The sequence below is a fragment of the Capnocytophaga sp. genome (assembly GCF_030532915.1).
Lineage (GTDB): Bacteria > Bacteroidota > Bacteroidia > Flavobacteriales > Flavobacteriaceae > Capnocytophaga.
This window is the reverse complement of sequence record NZ_JAUNKD010000036.1, coordinates 1-17,174: the sequence shown is the minus strand read 5'-3', so window position 1 is coordinate 17,174 and position 17,174 is coordinate 1. Positions and strand designations below refer to the sequence as shown.

The 17,174-nt window shown below is 43.5% G+C and carries 23 protein-coding genes; 15 read left to right on the top strand and 8 right to left on the bottom strand.

The window, feature by feature from the left end:
• Both Q4D72_RS10085 and Q4D72_RS10080 read left to right on the top strand, forming a co-directional pair.
• A partial coding sequence (locus Q4D72_RS10085; protein WP_303077733.1) for a hypothetical protein occupies nt 1–552 on the top strand: 552 nt, incomplete at its 5' end.
• 69 nt (nt 553–621) lie between these two features.
• Nucleotides 622–807 (top strand): hypothetical protein, encoded by a 186-nt coding sequence (locus Q4D72_RS10080; RefSeq protein ID WP_303077732.1) that lies wholly within the window; start codon nt 622–624, stop codon nt 805–807.
• Here the strand turns inward: Q4D72_RS10080 and Q4D72_RS10075 are convergent, their stop codons facing one another.
• From Q4D72_RS10075 to Q4D72_RS10045, 7 genes are all read right to left on the bottom strand, one after another.
• Nucleotides 808–1,317, bottom strand: a complete 510-nt coding sequence (locus tag Q4D72_RS10075; protein ID WP_303077731.1) for a hypothetical protein — start codon at nt 1,315–1,317, stop codon at nt 808–810. It lies immediately after the preceding gene.
• Nucleotides 1,317–1,847 carry a hypothetical protein gene (locus tag Q4D72_RS10070; protein ID WP_303077729.1) on the bottom strand — a complete coding sequence of 177 codons (531 nt, stop codon included), beginning with the start codon at nt 1,845–1,847 and terminating at the stop codon, nt 1,317–1,319. The genes Q4D72_RS10075 and Q4D72_RS10070 overlap by 1 nt, the downstream gene beginning before the upstream one ends.
• A 150-nt stretch (nt 1,848–1,997) precedes the next feature.
• A complete protein-coding gene (locus tag Q4D72_RS10065) occupies nt 1,998–3,293 on the bottom strand; it encodes a phage minor head protein (protein ID WP_303077728.1) in 1,296 nt (431 codons plus the stop codon).
• 74 nt (nt 3,294–3,367) lie between these two features.
• On the bottom strand, nt 3,368–4,618 hold the full coding sequence (locus tag Q4D72_RS10060) for a DUF935 family protein (protein WP_303077727.1): 1,251 nt from the start codon (nt 4,616–4,618) through the stop codon (nt 3,368–3,370).
• Nucleotides 4,615–5,043, bottom strand: coding sequence for a hypothetical protein (locus Q4D72_RS10055; RefSeq protein WP_303077726.1), 429 nt, complete (start codon nt 5,041–5,043; stop codon nt 4,615–4,617). Before Q4D72_RS10055 ends, Q4D72_RS10060 begins: the two co-directional genes overlap by 4 nt.
• Before the next feature lie 58 nt (nt 5,044–5,101).
• Nucleotides 5,102–6,619, bottom strand: a complete 1,518-nt coding sequence (locus Q4D72_RS10050; protein WP_303077725.1) for a hypothetical protein — start codon at nt 6,617–6,619, stop codon at nt 5,102–5,104.
• A 70-nt stretch (nt 6,620–6,689) separates the two neighbouring features.
• Nucleotides 6,690–7,220 carry a DUF1804 family protein gene (locus Q4D72_RS10045; protein ID WP_303077724.1) on the bottom strand — a complete coding sequence of 177 codons (531 nt, stop codon included), beginning with the start codon at nt 7,218–7,220 and terminating at the stop codon, nt 6,690–6,692.
• 235 nt (nt 7,221–7,455) lie between these two features.
• On the opposite strand from Q4D72_RS10045, the gene Q4D72_RS10040 reads away from it, so the two are divergent.
• The 6 genes from Q4D72_RS10040 to Q4D72_RS10015 all read left to right on the top strand — a co-directional run bounded on the left by Q4D72_RS10040 (nt 7,456) and on the right by Q4D72_RS10015 (nt 11,781).
• The gene (locus Q4D72_RS10040) at nt 7,456–8,541 is read left to right on the top strand and encodes an ATP-dependent Clp protease proteolytic subunit (protein ID WP_303077723.1); all 1,086 of its coding nucleotides are present in this window, start codon (nt 7,456–7,458) and stop codon (nt 8,539–8,541) included.
• Nucleotides 8,542–8,584: 43 nt separating this feature from the next.
• Nucleotides 8,585–9,472 (top strand): hypothetical protein, encoded by an 888-nt coding sequence (locus tag Q4D72_RS10035; protein ID WP_303077722.1) that lies wholly within the window; start codon nt 8,585–8,587, stop codon nt 9,470–9,472.
• Nucleotides 9,473–9,549: 77 nt separating this feature from the next.
• Nucleotides 9,550–9,756, top strand: a complete 207-nt coding sequence (locus tag Q4D72_RS10030) for a hypothetical protein (RefSeq protein WP_303077721.1) — start codon at nt 9,550–9,552, stop codon at nt 9,754–9,756.
• Nucleotides 9,756–10,985, top strand: a complete 1,230-nt coding sequence (locus Q4D72_RS10025) for a DUF2586 family protein (protein ID WP_303077720.1) — start codon at nt 9,756–9,758, stop codon at nt 10,983–10,985. Before Q4D72_RS10030 ends, Q4D72_RS10025 begins: the two co-directional genes overlap by 1 nt.
• A 4-nt stretch (nt 10,986–10,989) precedes the next feature.
• The gene (locus Q4D72_RS10020; RefSeq protein ID WP_303077719.1) at nt 10,990–11,421 is read left to right on the top strand and encodes a hypothetical protein; all 432 of its coding nucleotides are present in this window, start codon (nt 10,990–10,992) and stop codon (nt 11,419–11,421) included.
• A gap of 12 nt (nt 11,422–11,433) precedes the next feature.
• Nucleotides 11,434–11,781, top strand: coding sequence for a hypothetical protein (locus tag Q4D72_RS10015; protein ID WP_303077718.1), 348 nt, complete (start codon nt 11,434–11,436; stop codon nt 11,779–11,781).
• Between the two features lie 195 nt (nt 11,782–11,976).
• Here the strand turns inward: Q4D72_RS10015 and Q4D72_RS10010 are convergent, their stop codons facing one another.
• Nucleotides 11,977–12,135 (bottom strand): hypothetical protein, encoded by a 159-nt coding sequence (locus Q4D72_RS10010; RefSeq protein ID WP_303077717.1) that lies wholly within the window; start codon nt 12,133–12,135, stop codon nt 11,977–11,979.
• A 34-nt stretch (nt 12,136–12,169) separates the two neighbouring features.
• Between Q4D72_RS10010 and Q4D72_RS10005 the strand changes: the two genes are divergently transcribed.
• The 7 genes from Q4D72_RS10005 to Q4D72_RS09975 are packed head-to-tail and all read left to right on the top strand — an operon-like array spanning nt 12,170 to nt 17,091.
• Complete coding sequence (locus Q4D72_RS10005) at nt 12,170–14,170, top strand: phage tail tape measure protein (protein WP_303077716.1); 2,001 nt, start codon at nt 12,170–12,172, stop codon at nt 14,168–14,170.
• Nucleotides 14,171–14,180: 10 nt separating this feature from the next.
• Nucleotides 14,181–14,459 (top strand): hypothetical protein, encoded by a 279-nt coding sequence (locus tag Q4D72_RS10000; RefSeq protein WP_303077715.1) that lies wholly within the window; start codon nt 14,181–14,183, stop codon nt 14,457–14,459.
• Nucleotides 14,443–15,060: a DUF6046 domain-containing protein gene (locus Q4D72_RS09995; RefSeq protein ID WP_303077714.1), complete on the top strand. Its 618-nt coding sequence runs from the start codon at nt 14,443–14,445 to the stop codon at nt 15,058–15,060. Before Q4D72_RS10000 ends, Q4D72_RS09995 begins: the two co-directional genes overlap by 17 nt.
• Nucleotides 15,057–16,013, top strand: coding sequence for a hypothetical protein (locus tag Q4D72_RS09990; protein ID WP_303077713.1), 957 nt, complete (start codon nt 15,057–15,059; stop codon nt 16,011–16,013). Before Q4D72_RS09995 ends, Q4D72_RS09990 begins: the two co-directional genes overlap by 4 nt.
• A gap of 19 nt (nt 16,014–16,032) precedes the next feature.
• Nucleotides 16,033–16,497, top strand: coding sequence for a hypothetical protein (locus Q4D72_RS09985; protein ID WP_303077712.1), 465 nt, complete (start codon nt 16,033–16,035; stop codon nt 16,495–16,497).
• Nucleotides 16,498–16,499: 2 nt separating this feature from the next.
• Nucleotides 16,500–16,721: a hypothetical protein gene (locus Q4D72_RS09980; RefSeq protein ID WP_303077711.1), complete on the top strand. Its 222-nt coding sequence runs from the start codon at nt 16,500–16,502 to the stop codon at nt 16,719–16,721.
• 4 nt (nt 16,722–16,725) lie between these two features.
• Entirely contained in the window at nt 16,726–17,091 is a 366-nt protein-coding gene (locus Q4D72_RS09975; protein ID WP_303077710.1) for a hypothetical protein, read from the top strand.
• Nucleotides 17,092–17,174: the final 83 nt, after the last annotated feature.

Here is a 17,174-nt window from a genome sequence, read left to right as displayed (position 1 = left end):
ATCAAAATGGAGTATAATGTAGATAAAGAGCAAGAGAAAAAAAGGCATTTAGAAGCGTTGGAGCGAGAGAAAAAAACTATTCGCCAAAACCAAAAATATGAGCATTTTAGGGTTTTAAAAGAATTGTATCACACGTATAAATCAGCTATTTACAATCCTTTGACAGAAATAGAAAGGATAGTTGCGGACTTTGAAAAACAGCTGCACAATAAACATCACCCATTTGACACCGATATTTTCATAGAAGAATTACCGAAAATAGATGATGATATAAAACATACCACTTTATATGCTTTTATAAAGCAACATCCGAACGCTTTTTTTGGTGATTTTCAAGGTAACAAGGCTTTTTTCGTGCTGATGCTTACAGATGAGAATCTACATCGTTTTTTTGACGAGTTGAATAAATTAAAAACAGAAAGAGGAAAACGAGGACGAAAAGATAAAAAAATAATGGAATTAGAGTTCGTAAAGAGCTATATAGAAGCCTTGAAGTCGGGAGATAAGGTTTTAGAGGAAATTGATAAGCGGATAGAAATGTTAATAAAATAGAAAATTATTAAACGCCCACTTGCAAAATAAGTGGGCGTTTTTTACTTTTGCACAAAGTTCTTTTCCATTATGACCCGAGCCGAACGTACACAGCTGTTTTATGACAAAATCCGCAAAGAATACGAGCGTTTGAATGCGATTTGCGAAAATGGGCGTGCCAAATACACCCAGAGCTATATCATTGGAAAAATAGCCCAAAAATACCTACGCTCAGAACGTACCATTGAAAACATTATCTATCACCGCGTTGGGTGATTATCCAATGAAAAAACCCGTGTTTTCATTGCTTACTTTTACCTTCACTTCCGTAGGCTCGTAATACTTCATCGCACTGGTGTCTTGCAATTTACATTCAAATGTAACTTGATAGAGGTTGCCCGCCGTGCCGGTATCTACCGGAGCAAAGCCCAAACGCCTCATTGAACTGTAATTTTTGCCCGTACTTCCGTGAAAAATACCAAACAAGGCATCTAACGACTTGGTAAATTCCAACGCTCCCGACTGGTTATAAGCTCCGTGAAAGGTGTCTAAAAATGTCTCGTAAAACAAGTAAAAATCTACTTGTAAATCAACGATTTGCATTAATTCGCCCGCGTCCTGCGTTTGATTGCTACGAAAGGCGATAAACACCGCAGGGGTTGAAAACGGATGCTCATCGGCTAAAAAGCCCACTTGATTGTGCCACAAGTCCACCCATTTGATTTCGGGGATTTTCTCGCTGATACGCTCGGCGAGTTCTACATATAAATTCTGCCAATTTTCCATTATTTAAAATCTAAATTACGTTCTGCTGTTTTAATTTCATTGATGATAATACTTGTCAGTTTTTCAGCCAAAAAGTTACTATTGCCGATAAATTGCCTTTTACCAATAGATATGGTAAACTGCTCTTTTTTGGTCAGTGCCAAATTTTTAAAATATTCATTACCTGTTTTTTTATACATTGCCCAAAAGTATTTTCGCATTTTTTCGGTAACCTTGACGGTAATGGTCCCGCCCTCGTTGTGAATCGCGGCATAATTAAGCCCTTCGCCTGCCGAAATAATTGTTTTTTTCCAATCGGATTGTGCTATACGAATACTATTTTTTAGTGCTAACGACTGATTTAACAGTTTGTGAGGTAACACGATTTCGCTTTTTCGTTTAGCCCAAGGAACAAACCAATCGTCAGTAAACCCTTGTTTCACAAAGGACTGCACAAAGAAAGCCTGAGCCTCCTCACCGATACGTTTGGGCATATTTTCGAGTGCCTCACGGGCTAATCGTCTGAAATCGGGTACTTGTACTTCTGCCATTTCAATAAAATTTAAATCGTTTTTATTTGTTATTTAAAAAGTTTTTGTAATTTTGCGGTGTGTAACAATTACTTGTTACACCGCGAAGCGGACAGTTCCAATTCGCTCCCAGAATAAGCCCTAATAGCAATATTAGGGCTTATTCCGTTTTTATAATTTATTGAAACGTTTAAATACGTTATCAAAGTCATTTATCAATTCTTCTCTGGTAAAGGAAATTGCTTTACCCCCATTAACAAAAAAGATTTCTTTTAACCATTTTTTATCGTTAAAACTGATTATTTTACCTTTTAAATATCTAAGTATTTCGTTAGCTTCCCAGTTTTTAAAATTGGTAATATCATATACAATACTGCTATTTCCTTGTTTTTTAGCACTTTCTAAATTACTTTTTATACTCGTGTAAGAGCTAACCTCTTTCCTGTCCGCAATATTTTTATTGATTTCATATTCGGGATTTTTATGTTTATGTAAATCTAAATGCGGACGAATATTTACGCCCACACCCAACTCATCGGCAATCACAACGGCGGTTTGCACGTTTTTTTGTAGGTCGCTTTCGTCGGCAAAGGGGCTTACTTTGATTTCCGCACCGTTTTTGGCTTCGTAAATCTTGGTGTAAGGAGCTGCCAGTTTGCTGTATTCAAAGGCTTTTTTGGTCTCACTGCCCCATTGTTTTGACAGGGCAAAATATGGGTGCGGTTTGCCTTTGTTTTCGTCGGTTTCCTTAAAAATTTCGCCCGAAATCCCCACATTGCCCCGAAATTCTTTCGGAAACTCTTTATCCGTAAGCACGGGCAAATCGCCCTGCGTGGGCGGTTCTGCCGTCTGCACCACATAACAGCGACAACGCCAACCGTTGGGCGGGTAATGGGTTTTCCAAAAGTCGCTATCTATTGGGGCAATAATGCCGTTCAATGTTTGGTGGGCATCGCGCACTTTGTTGTCCTTTTGCGTTTGGTACTTCAAGTTCGGGTACAGCCCTTTGTTATTTTGATATTCCTGCCAATTGGCGGCGTGATAGCCCGCTTGTTTGGCAGTCTGCCACTCGGCTTGCAAATAATTTTTGTTGTATTTCGGATTGATTTTCAGCACTTCATTCTTAAAAACATTCCAATTTTTGCCCTTGTAGGAAGTTAAAATTTGGTTGATATTTTCCAGCACTACGTAATTTTTTGCCCCGCTGAATTTAAACAAGTTGCGTTGCATTTGCAAGGCTTCAATGGGTATTTTGCCCGTAGCTTTGTTCACCTTGAAATTATCCGCTCCGAAGCCGTCGGACAACGCCCCGTTTAACTCCTTGTAAGTTTGCAAAATGTAAGCATCAGAGAGTTCGCCTTTTTTGAGCTTACCCTCCCAACGGTCTTTGGCAATTTGCTCCATTACATTGAGCCACTCCTCTAAATCAATCGCTTCGGGGAAATGAATCGTGCAACCGCAGCCCATATTTTCATACAGAAAATCAGCCCTATTAAGTGCTAATTTGAGCTGCCAGCGGGCGTTGGCTTCATTTCCCCTACTTACTTTTTTTCGGGAAAAACGGGTGTTTGATTGTTTTTTACCCCCAAAATTTTTACCCCCGTTATGTTTTCCACTTGCTCGGGGTCAAGTTCAAAATGATAGCCCAAGGTCTGTACCGATTGCAAAAATTTCTCGGTGGTCATCGGCTCGTCATCGTCCCATTCAAAGCGTAATCCGTTGAGCTTGGAATACACGGGCGACAATTTTACCAATAGCGGAAATAACTTTTTGTTAATGATGTGTTTAACAAGTAACTTATCACTTTCAAAACGATAATTCGCCAGTTCAAACTGCACTTCCACCGAGCCGACAAATCCTTTTTCGTCCGTTAGTCCGGTACCGCCTAAGAAACGTTTTGAAATTTCGTTGTCGGCACGTTTTATCAAGCCGTCAAACACGTCATTACTGCTGTGCGTGGTGATGTTCGGCACTTCAAATTTTTCCTGTCCACGTCCCACCATAAAGGCGTTGCGTCTGAAATTGGTTGCCATTTCAAAGAGTTCCATTAGTCGAGTGTCGTCTTCTCGGTCGGTGGTAATAAACAAAGGCGGTACGCCGTATTTTTCGATAAAATCCAACCACGAGCCTAAGCCCAATTTTTTCGCCAATACAATGGGAGCGACCAAAGCGTACAGCCCCAAATCGTTGTAGTCCTTACCGATTTGGATATAATAATTGGCTAAATTACCCTCTTTGTAAGGTGTTCCGTTCACGTCACCCGCTTCTTTTAAAATGATGCCTTTCACGGGATTAAAATACGCCTGCCCGATTTCGGTAACTTCGGAAAGTTCGCCGTTTTCGTCCAAATGAAAAAGTTCTATCAAGGTAGTACCTTGAAACTTGCTCATTAGCACGTATTTGATAAAATCTTGAAACCAAACGCCCTCAAATAATGCCTTTAACTCATCGATGCGTTCGCCTTTTTGATTAACAATTTTAAAGGGCGATTGTTGGGTTTTGGCGATGCGGGTTTCGATGGTTGAACCCAAATGGTTGTCCTGCTCCAAGCTGTCGTACAAGGCTCGGAGTTTTGCCTTTTCAGGATTTTCAGGATTGGTTGCCAACATCACGCCCATTTTCCAATCTTTGAGCGTTTCCACCCGTAAAATTTTCGCCTGATGGTTGATAATATCAGAGGGTGCGGACGTGCCTCGCCCTTTGGCGACGGCTAACACCAAATCGGTGTAAGGTGCTTTTTTAATGAAGTAGTTACCGATGCTTCGGTATATGTTTTTTATGGGATTTCTCATATATAAAAATCATTATTAGTCAAGTTTCCGTATAAAAATCGGGACTGCCCCGTGCCGTTCTGCGGTTCGGGTTTGGGCAAGTCCTCCAAAATGATGATGCCTTTTGCGAGTTTGTCCAACTCTTTTTCTGCCCATTCCTTTTGTTTTTCGATGTTACTGTGCTGATTGTATTTGCGATAGGCGTTGCGTGAAAACACATCGGACAACACCAAAAACGTCAGTATCCGCCCCAAAACGGGGTTGTAAACCGGCTCGGTTTCGTCAAAAATTTTATCTACATCGTAAAAGCGTTTTAAAAGGCTTTTAAAAATGGCAATATGTTCGGCTTCACTTTGGTCAAGTGCCGCAACAAAATCATTACTGCTTTCGTCAATCGCCCGTTCGTAGGCTTTGGCGATTAGGTTGTCTTTTTTTAAGTATATCATTTTAGCAATTAGTGATTTAGCAATTAGCAATCAATTATTCGCCAGTGGCGGCTCGCCACTACCAGCGGTGTGTGCCTAACATTTTGCCCATTAGAGCCTTGAATGAGCGGTTAGGCATATAGGCTTCGAGGTCGGTAGTGCAGATTTGATGAGCATCGGGGAAGTCATCATTTACTTTGTAATTTGGCTCAATGCCTTTGAGTTGTCCGAGCCCCGTCTGCATATCTACCGAGCCTTTTAGCCTTTGGTTGAAATAAATCCGCCCGTTTTGGTAATACGGTTGCAGACTCATTATGCGGTCTATTTTCTTTGCCCTGTCGAGCGTTCTTTTGATGATGCTCAAATACACGCCTTTTTCGGCTTGAACTTCCTGCAATACGCGTTGCACTTCGTCATTCCAAAATTGGCTTTCATACTGCCAATGCACCACTACATTGGCGGGTAACGTCTTTTGAAAATCACACATCCATTCCACGGCGGCACGCATTTTGGTCTGTCTGCAAAAGCAATCTACGATGTAAAAATGCTTGTCTTTCAGCCCCTGCACCACTACGGCATTGTAGTCGCTTCGGGAGTTTCCTGCATAGGCAATATCCCAATGCCCGATGATGTACTCCATCGTGTGTAGGGCGGGCAGTTCTGCCCACTGAAACTGCTCATCTTTAAATACAACGCCCTCAACGTGTGGGGAATTGTTGTATTCGGCATTGGCGGCAAGCTCCCCAATACCGTTGTCGCCATAAACCAACTCGTGAAAATAGTCGTTGTCGTATTTTCCTGCCCACGTGGGGGCGAATGTTACGGGGTCAAAGGCGTTTACTTGATGTACTTTCCATTTGGGGTGTTTTTCCTGCAAAATGGTCTGTATCATCACGGGAGCAAAGCGGTTATTGGCTTGAATGAACCGCTTACGTTTACCGTCCATTGTAGGGATTAAATCCTGCTCTATCCACGTGGCGTATTCGTTTTGGCGACGTGGGTTTTTGATGAGTTCTTTGCTTTCCAAGTCGTCCGCAACGATGTGGGAGGGGCGTAAGTTTTTAATACGCAACCCCCTCACGTTCTGCCCCATACCGAGCGCCTGACCGATAAAACCGCCTTTGGTAATAAAAAAACCGTCCTCCCACGTACCGAGTTGTTTTTGCTCGCCAAAGTCCCCGATGATACGGGGGTTGGCTTCAAATTCGGCTTTCAAATCCTCCAACAACTGAACGGCACGTTCAAAGCTATTGCCGATAATTACCAAATAGACGGGTTCGCCCCGAAGCCACAGCCAAAAGGGTATAAAAATGTCGTTCCACACGGATTTGGCAAGCGCTCGTCCCCATTGGCAAAAGCCTCTGAAATTCGTATCTTTTTCCACCGCCCACGCCCATTCTATCTGAAAATCAGCACAAGGGGCATCGGCATAGTGCGGAAAATACCGCTCTACCATTTTACGCGGGTCTTTCTTACAAAGCTCTATCGCCTCTTTGCGTTGTTGAGGCGTTTCGTGGGCGTATTTCGCTCCTGCCGATTTGGCAAAGGCTATTTTCTGTAAATACCGCTCTTTGGCTATTTTGTCGTCTATTTTCATTTTAACAGTGATTAGTGGATAGTGATTAGTAGTTAGATAAATTGCTGATTGCTAACTACTAATCTCTAATTTAGAATTTACGGCTGGCAATTTCATTGAGGTGTTCCTCCTGAAAATCCAAGGTTTGAATGTATAGGCTTTCATTTTTTATCCGTAAGGCTTCAAAAACCATTTCCATTACTTCAATGTACATTGACAAGGTTACTTTGGTTTCTTTGCTTAAATTTTCCACCCGCTTGTTCCACTTGGCAATGGCATCATCAATAGAGGCACAATCCTTTCGGTGGTTGAAAAGTTCTTTTTGCAAATCTTTACGGACTTGCTCGTCGGTTTCATTGTCCAACTTGATTTGTAATTGCTTGATTTCGGCAATAATACGAAGTCGCTCATCGGTAAGAGAATCCACTACCAACTGCGTACGTTCAATGCGTTGCTTGCCGCTGTTGGCTTTGGCATCGCGTATTTTTTTCCAGTCATTTTCTTTTGCCCAACGTTCTACCGTACGCGGATTTACGCCTACTTGCGAGGCGATTTCCTCGTACGTTTTGCCTTGTTCCACGAACAAAATACGGGCTGTTTTTTTCTCTATTTCCTTTGCCATTATTTAGTGATTAGTGGTTAGCAAATAGTGATTAGACTATACGCTATTTGCTATTTGCTAACCGCTATTTAGGTGCAAAATTCCTTCTTATTATGATGAGTAAAAAATTACGATTCCGATTCGGGCAAAAATTACTGCCCGTTTTGGGTAAATTTTACTGCCCGAATCGGAATGCCGATTTTTTTAAACCCCGCAAACTGCTGAATTTTGCCTCGAAATCAGCGCTAAAAAGACAATGAAAAAAGGATTAGAAGCCGTTATTAACGCATCGGAAAACAGGTTGGAATTACGCATTACCGGACGTATTTATCACGGCTGGTCAGCGAGTGATTTTCGCTACGAAATAGACCAAGCCCTACGGCAAGGGGTGAAAAAAGGCGTGTTGTACCTCAATACGGAGGGCGGTTCGGTTTTCGAGGCTTCGGAAATCGTCAATCAGCTTCGCCGACTGCAAAGCGTGGAAATCCAAACGGGAGCACTCGTAGCTTCGGCAGGTACGTATATAATGAGCCATTTTACGTGTAAGGCGTTTGCCACGTCGCAGTTTATGATACACAAACCGCTAACATATTTTGAAGGCAACATCGACCAAATGCGTTCGGATATGAAACTACTTGAAAACTTGACAAGTCAGTATAAAAAAGTATATGCCAAGCGGTTCAACCGCACCGAAGACGAAATCGACGAGCTTTGGAAACAAGATTATTGGTTTACCGCCGATGAGGCACTTTCACTGGGGCTTATTAGCGAAATTGTGGACGGCGAACCCGTAATTACGGAAGACACCATCGCCGCCTTTGAGGCTTGCGGGGGTAAACCTCCCAAAGCCTTCAAAGAGAAGGTAGCACAAATACAGGCTAACAATCAAAATAGTAACAAATCAGATAGTAATACAAATATGGATAGAAATGTACTTATCGCATCGTTGGGAATGTCCGCCGATGCTACCGATGAGCAAATTCAAGCACGCATTAGCGAGTTGAAGCAACACGAACAAGAAAGCAAAGCCACCACACAGGCACGGGCTGAAAAGTTGGTCAATCAAGCGATTTTTGATAAAAAAATCACCGCCGACAAAAAAGAAGCCTACGTGAAGCTGGCAATTGCCGACTACGACAGCACCCAAACATTGCTGAGCGAGATGGAAAGCCCCAAAGCCGCATCACAAGGCATTACACCCAAAGTGAACGCCGAAGCCGACCGAAGCGGTTGGACAATGGAGGACTATTTAGAGAAAGACCCCGAAGCGTTGGAAACGCTTATTGCGGAAAATCCCGAAAAAGTGAAAGAACTCAATGCGGCATACGCCAAAAGCAAGTAGCAATTAGGGGAATAGAATATTAAAAAATTAAAAAAAGAGAAAAATGCCAAAGAAATCAGAAAGTTTACCGCTAAAAAATGAGTTGGCGGTTGTAGAATTGATAAAACAGTTTCGCCACGAACATAGTTGGCTCGGAGCTGTTAAGAGCAAAAACGAGTGGGTGGGCAACGATGTTATCCGAGTACCGGTACGTGGTGCAGTTCCCAAAGTGTTGATTGACAACAAAGTGTATCCAATCAACTCGAAAAAACGTGAGGACGGGCGTATTGCCATTTCGCTACATAAGTACGAAACGGAAAACACCGACGTAACCACCGACGAGTTGTACGCACTGCCGTACGACAAGGTAAATGATGTGCAAATGCAACATCGTGAGGAGTTGGAGGACAAAACGGCGATGCACGCCCTGCATTCCATTGCCCCACAACAAAACACAGCTCAAACCCCTATCATCAGCACCACAGGGGAAGATGACGGCACGGGCAGAAAACGCCTCACCGCCAAAGATTTAATCAGTTTAAAAAACAAGCTGGATAAATTGTTAGTGCCGAAAAAAGGGCGTGTATTGGTGCTTTCCAACGACCACGTTTCGGACTTGTTATTGGAGGATTTAACCTTCAAAACCCGTTACCAAAACACCACTACGGGGCAAATTGCCGCTAACTACTACGGCTTTGAGGTGTACGAATCCACCTACGCCCCGACGTACAATAGCGGTGAGAAAGAAGCCTTTGACGGTGTGGCACAAGGAAAAGAAGCCTCTATCGTATTCCACCGAAACTATACGGTGAAAGCCGTAGGTTCGGCGGTGCGTTATGCCATTGAAAAAGAGAAAAATCCGCAATACCGTCAGCACCAAATCGGTTTTGAAATGCACTTCGTTTGCGTCTCTATCAAAGACGAAGGAACGGCGGCTATTATTAACGGATAGTTCCCCTCCCTAACCCTCCCCCAAGGGGAGGGAACATTGAAAGGGGTTTTTAAACAAAATTTAAAACATATTTAAAAATGGAAAAAACATACACCAGAGAAGAATTAGCCGAAAAAGCACGCCGCACAATGGCGAAGCAAGGTTTAACAGAAGTCTACGCCACCGAAGACGGGCAACTGTTTTATGAGAAGAACCGTGCGGAATTACACGCTAACAACGACAAAAACAACGTAATGAAGGTGTTTTCGTACGAAGCAACAAAAAAAAGTAAAACCAAAGAGTAATGGGACAATTAGAAGGATTTAAATTCAAAAAATCGGACGGCGGGCTGGGCAGAACCGAAAGCACCAACGACAGCGTGTTTTTGTTGGTGGGGGCAATGGCTATTGCCGGAGCAACTTTGACCCACGCCAAAGCCGAGACCTTTATTCAGCTGAAAGATGCCGAAACTTTGGGTATCACTGAAAGTTTTGATGCCAATCAAAACACGTTGGCTCATTACCACATTTCGGAAGTATTTCGATTAGCCCCAAATAGCACGTTGGTGTTTTTGCCTGTTGCCCCCAACGGAAAAGCACAGGAACACACCGCTGAAATTGTGAAAACCATTCGGGCTAACAAGCAAATCAAAGGCGTGGCACTCTTCGGTTTTACCAATGATTTGTCCACCGTAGCCGAAGACGTAGAGCAGTTGCAAACGCAAATCGTTGAAGCGGTGAAGCCCGATGGCATTCTCATTGATTTTGTGCTGTTAGAGGGTAAGGGCAAAGAGGGTCTGCAAGTCAATGATTTTTCCGATTTGAAAACCAAAAACGCACCGCAGGTGTCGGTCATCATAGCACAAGACAGCGACATTGCCAAAGTGAGCGAACATTACAAGTACCACGCCGCCGTAGGTTCGGCGCTCGGAATGTTAGGCGTTCGCAACGTGAGTGAAAACATCGGCTCGGTAGATATTGAGCAGAAGCCTGAATTTGCCAAAGGCGGGAATACCTATCCGCTTACCGATGCAGGTAAAAAACGCTTTATCAATGCGGGTATCTCCACAGGACAAAGCGCGGAAGAACTCAGCAACGAGCAAATGAAATTGCTCAACACGAGGGGTTATATTTTGGCAGGGCAATACGCCGACACGGCGGGCTTTTATTTTTCCAATTCGCCTACGTGCGTAAGCAAAGCCTCTGATTATTCGTACATTGAGAATAATAGAGTGTGGAACAAGGCGGCTCGGTTGGTACGTAAGGCACTTACACCACGTATCAAATCAAAACTGCCAAAAAACCCCAACACAGGATTTTTAAAGGACACCATCGTAACGGCTTTGCAGGAAGTTGCAGGAAAAGCCATTGAAAGGCAGATGCTGGTAACGGGTGAAATCAGCGGGTTTGACGTATATATCAATCCAAAGCAAGTAGTTACGGAAGATAGCCCGCTGAAAGTGAAAATCAGAATTGTACCCGATGACATTCTTCACGCCATTGAAGGGGAAATCGGATTAACCACTAATTTATAAGAAAATGGGACAAACAACCGTTGTAAATCATTTCGGAAAACTGCAAGGCTGGAACAACGTAACCTTCAATATGTTAGGGCGTGATGTGGTGGGAATTACGGAAATCAATTATTCCGATAGCACCAAGAAAACCAACGTGATGGGAGCGGGTAATATGCCTGTGGGACGTGCCGAAGAAAACTACGAGGCGAAGGCATCAATTACGCTTTTGAAAGAAGAATTAGATGCCATCAAAAGAGCCTTACCAAAAGGCAAGCGCCTGCAAGATATTGAACCCTTTGACCCCGTTGTGGTCTATGAACGCGAGGGGGTAATCCAAAAAGACGTTATCCGTAATGCCGAATTTACGGGTACGGAAATCGCTATCAAACAAGGCGACGGCTCTATTGCCATAAAATTGGAACTTATTGTAAGTCATATTGATTGGAACATCTAAACATTGTAGAAAATGAGAAATTACACACAGCAAGATATTGACGCTTTCAAAGCCAAATATCCTAACGTAGTTCGGGAAGTATCCGTGTATCCTTCGGACGTGGAAAAGGACGAAAACGGCAACCCAACGGAAGACCCCGTGCGTTTTTTGATTAAAAAGCCGAATCAGCATTTTATTCGGTTAATCCAATCAAAAGAGTACAGCGGTGATGCCGACAAAATCGCTGATGCGGCAATTAAAAACTGTGTGTTGGCGGGTGATATGGCGGCGTTGGAAAACGACGGCTCGGTCTATATGGGACTGGTTGAGCAACTGATGGTGCTCATTCAAAGCTCGAAGGTGCAGTTAAAAAAAGTATAGAAGCCTCTTTACTTGATTTAGAGGCGTATGACTTTATTGAAGGAATTGATGCGTTGATTTTAGCGTACTTTGGAAAGAACCCCAAAGCAATGGAAACGCAAGAATACATCGACCATTTTCGGGCTATTGACTTTAAAATGAAGTGCGAAAGCCGTTTGCAATACAACGCCCACAAAAGGGCATTAGTTGAAGTGATTAACGAGTTTTTTTCGCAAACAAATGAAACAAGTCCTGCGTAATAGCACCGATAACAGCACCCGTTACGCTAACAACAGCAATGGCACACCAAAGCATCAGAATAATGCCTAAAATAGTGGCAAAACCTAAAAGTATGTAACCTAAAATGTCTAACATCGCTTTATTTTTTTAGCAAAAGTAACCCAAAAAAATGAATTATACAACTACTTGGACTTTTACCGCCACGGATAATGTTACCGAGCCGGTTCGTCGGGCACAGGAGCAGATAGAACGTGCCACGGAGCGAACCCGTCGCTTTGGCGATTGCCTTCGTGCAGTTCGTGCCATTGACTGGCAGGCAGCAAGTCAGGGGTTGAATAGTTTTTTGGGGATTTTTTCAAGTGCCGCGCAAGTGGGCGAAGACTACGAACGGGCATTGTTGGACGTATCGGCCATTACGGGAGTAACGGGCGAAGATTTAGACCGCTTGGGCGGTAAAGCCCGAAGCCTTGCCAAAGAGTTCGGCGGTTCGGCAACTGATAACTTGGGGACATTCCAAACGATTTTGTCAAGGTTAGGACCGCAAATCGGTAACAGCGAACAGGCAATGGAGCGAATGGGCAAGTACGCCAATACCCTTGCTAAAACAATGGGTGGTGATGTGGTTGGAGCTACCGATGCACTCACTACCTCAATGTTGCAGTTTAAGGTGGATTTGGACGACCCCATTGCGGCAGCTTCCGAAATGGAACGAATGATGAACGTAATGGCAGCGGGAGCGAAAGAAGGAGCTGCCGAAGTGCCACAGATTGCCCAAGCATTGGTGCAGGCGGGTGGAGCGGCGAAGCTATCTAACGTATCGTTTGAAGAAACCAATGCCGCCTTGCAGTCGTTGGCACAATCGGGAAAATACGGAGCGGAAGCAGGTGTGGGACTTCGTAACGTGCTTATCAAAATGAACGCCCCGTCGGCACTTTCCAAAGAGGCTACGACAATGCTTGCACAATATGGCGTGAATATGCAAAAGGTGTCGGATACAACCGTGCCATTTGCCGAACGCTTGAAGGAATTGCAAAAAATCGGACAAAACACTGATGCCCTCGCTGCCGTGTTTGGGGCGGAAAACATTCAAGCCGCACAAGGGCTTATCAACACCGCCGATGCACAGGCAGAACTAACCCAACAAATCACCGGTACAAACGTAGCCGTTGAGCAGGCAAATACGGTAATGTCGGGCTGGGGCGAAAAAATGAGCCGTGTTAAGGCGTGGTTTCAAGATTTGCAAATAGCGGGTTTTGACGTATTTAAAGTACTTGGGGCGGTAGGCAGTGGGTTGGGCAGTACCATTTCCGTAGTGGGTGATTTGGGTGCGGCATATTCGGGGTTGGGTCCCGTGATGAAGTCATTTGGGGCGTGGATTTCAAAGACAACCCTTGCTAAAAAAACAATGGCACTTTGGACAAAAATAGTAACCGCCAAACAATGGCTTTGGAACGCCGCCCTTTCGGCGAACCCTATCGGGATTATCATTGTTGCTATTGGTGCATTGGTAGCGGGCATTGTTTGGTTGGCATCCAAAATAACGGGTTGGGGCGAGGCGTGGAAACACACGTGGGAAGGGGCTAAACTGCTCTTTGAGGCGTGGGTTTCAGCCGTTAAAGCCAATTGGAACGCACTCATTAACGGGCTGATGATTGGACTTAACAAAATACAAGAAGGTTGGTATAAGTTTAAGAATGCCACAGGTTTAGGCGATGAGGACGAAAACAACAAAATGTTGGCTCAAATTCAAGCTGACACTGAAGCCCGTAAAAAAGCAATCGTTGATGGCTACAAAGAGGCGGGCGAAAAAGCCCTACAAGCCAAAGATGAATTTGTTAAGGCGGCGGGTTCACTCTCGTGGAAAAAAGACGAAGAAAAAACTGCCGAAGATGACAAAAAAAGTTCAATACTTTCACCCAACGCCGCTATTGGCGGGGTAACGGACGAAAGTTGGAAGAACCTAAACAACAAAGGAAAGGGAGGCAAAGGGGACAAGGAAAAAACGATGAACGTAGGCGGTTCAGGCAGTGGTTCAAAGACTATCAACATCAAAATAGAGCAAAAGAACTATTTCACCATCGACCGAAGCGTAGGCAGTAAAGATGCCGCCGCCAATGGCGTGATTACCAAACTCAATGACCGAATGCGTGATGCTTTGGCTACCATTTAAAACAAGCGTTATGAGAGATATTTTATTAGATGAAAACAATGATATAGCGGTTGTTAATGGTGATTTTTCCGTAGGCGAAAGCGAAATGCAGGAGATTGCCCTCATTTTGCAATATCAGCAGGGAAGTCTCAAATCCGACCCGCTCGTCGGTGCAAATATGACCGAACTCATTAAAGGTAAATATGACCGTACTGCCATTGAAAAGCGGGTAAAAATTCAATTGGAACGCGACGGCAAAAATTATGACGAAATAAAAAAACGATTACAACTAAATGGACAATCGCTATAACATAGGACAATTATTTCAAGCGGCTTTCGGCACGAACCTACCCGTGTACTTGACCGTTCCATTGGGCAAACAACCGCCTGCGGAGTTCAATTATGGTTCGGTGCAAGTGGTAGAAAAATCCGAAGCCGTGAGGCTCAGCCGTTTGGGTACGCCCATTGTGTTTCCCGTGAAGTTCGTAGGTGGTTCGTACAAGTTTTACAATGCTCAAAGTCAAATCGTTGAAAAAAGACTTTTGGATTTTTGGCTACCGCCCGCCACAATGGTTGATTTTTCACGATATAAAAATATCAGCCGTACCGATGTTATCGGCGGCAATGGAACGGTAAAAGAAATTTACGGTTTTGATGATTGGAGCATACGCATTCGTGCCTTGTGCATCAATGACGAACTTTCGGCACGGGATTACGAAAAACGCCTTATTGAATGGTCGGAAACCGTGCAATCTATTTCGGTGGAGGGCGATTTGTTCGGCTGGAAAAACATTCATAATCTCGTAATTGAAGGGATTGATATTCGTTCGTTAGAGGGCGTTCCCAATGTGATACCCATAGAGCTGAATTGTATTAGTGATGAACCTTTTGAACTCATTTACAAGTTATGACGTTGGCAATTAATGTAGAAATAACCTTTTATCCGAAAAACGGAAAACCTTTTCAAGTGCATAAGATTTCAGCTGTTGAAATTGAAAGCAGTTGGAAAATGCTTACCGACACGGCAAGCGTGATTTTGCCCCGCAACGTGGGTGATTTTGACAAGCAAAAGGTTCGGGAGCTGTTTTCCGTTGGCGATAAAGTCGTTATCAAAATGGGCTACAACGGGCAGTTAGTGAAAGAGTTTGAAGGTTATATCACGCAGGTTTCGGCAGATTTTCCCATTCGGTTGGAACTTTCGGACGCGATGTGGAAACTGCGACAAATCCCCGTGAATTACGTTTCGGCAAATGTAGATGTGAAGCAGTTTTTAACAAAGTTTGTTGCTGATTTTCCGATAGATACCGATGCAATTTCACTCGGTGCGGTGCGGTTCAGCCAAACCACATTGGGGGCGGTGTTGGACGAATGGCAAAAGAATTATTCCATTTACAGCTTTATCCGCAACGGAAAATTAACCGTGGCAAAACCTTATTCGGACGTAAAAAATGAAAGTGATAGGTATGTGTTTGATTTAGAACGTAATTGCACCGAAAACAATTTGAAGTATTTATCAAAGGAAGAACGCACGGTTAAAATAGTCGGTACTTCGAGTTTCGGCAAGGGCAAACGCCTAAAAGCCGAATTTGGAGACGAAAACCCAAAAACCACTATCAATATGAGTTGGCGGGTCAGTTCGCAAAAAGAGTTGGAAAAGGAAGTAAAACGCCTGTACGAACTCTCTAAACGTGAGGGCTTTGAGGGGAGTTTTACCACTTACGGAACGCCCAGCATTCAGCACGGCGAAAAAGTGAAAATAACATCATCACTTTATCCCGACAGGCACGGAACGTATTACGTGGATAGGGTTCGCAAAACCCTTGAAAATGCCCAGTTTAGGCAGGAAATTGAAATCGGACGATGAGCAATAAAAAACTAAAAATATGGCAGATGTAATTGATGAATTTGACAAGCTGATGGCACAGCGGATAAAAAAAGCCGTTCCCCAACAAGTGCAGTGGGCGAAAGTTACATCGGTCAATTGGGACGAAAAAACTTGTGAAGCTACGGACTTGGGCACGGATTTACCATTTTTGGACGTGTCGCTCGGCATCGGAAGTATGCACGTCAAGCCCAAAGTGGGAAGCCTTATTTTGGTGGGGTTGATTGAAAATAGCGAAACCAAGCCGTTTTTACTCCAAGCCGAAGCAATCGAAGAATACGAAATCAAAGCCACGAAAATTGATTTAAAAAATGATGAAATTGTTTTTAAATCAATTTTAAACGAGCTTTTAATGGAACTTAAAAATGCAATCATTCAAACCCCGTCGGGGGTTGGGAATTTCGCTCCGATTAACGTCACAAAATTTGAAGAAATAAACAAAAAAATTAATCAATTATTCAAATAGTTATGCCATTAAATAAAGAAGCATTAAAGCAAGGAATTATCAAGTTACAACAAGATATGAAAGCTAAAACAGAGCCTGACGAGAACTATTATGCCGAACAGTTGGCAACACTCATTGAGGCGTTCGTTAAAAGCGGTGAGGTAACTATCGCCAAAGGCATCGCTCTGCAAGCCGGAACCTACGCAGGCGTAACAACGACAGAGGGCAAAGGAACAATAAAATAGAACGATGATGATAAACACACTACAAGACTGGTTCACGCTACTATTCGGCACGGGCTTCATTGCTACCGTTATCGGCTGGGTGGTGGAACGGCGAAAGCGAAAAGCTGAAACTCAAACCATTTTGGCAAATAACGAGACTATCGAAATAACCAATGATGACAAAAAGTTTGAGCAATACCAAAAGATTTTGGACGATTTGCCCGAGCGTTACGTAAAACGTTACAATGAGTTTGAAGAAATGCACAATCGTAAAGTTCAACTACTTGAAGACGAAATTGCACTACATAAACGGGTGATTGCCACACTGAAAGCCGAAAATCACGAATTACGCAAAAAAATCAAGGAATATGCAAATCGTAATCCTACATAATCAAAGCCTTTTTGATGTCTCCCTGCAGCACAGCGGCACCATTGAAAGCGTTTTTGAGTTGGCAACGGCAAACGCCATCAACA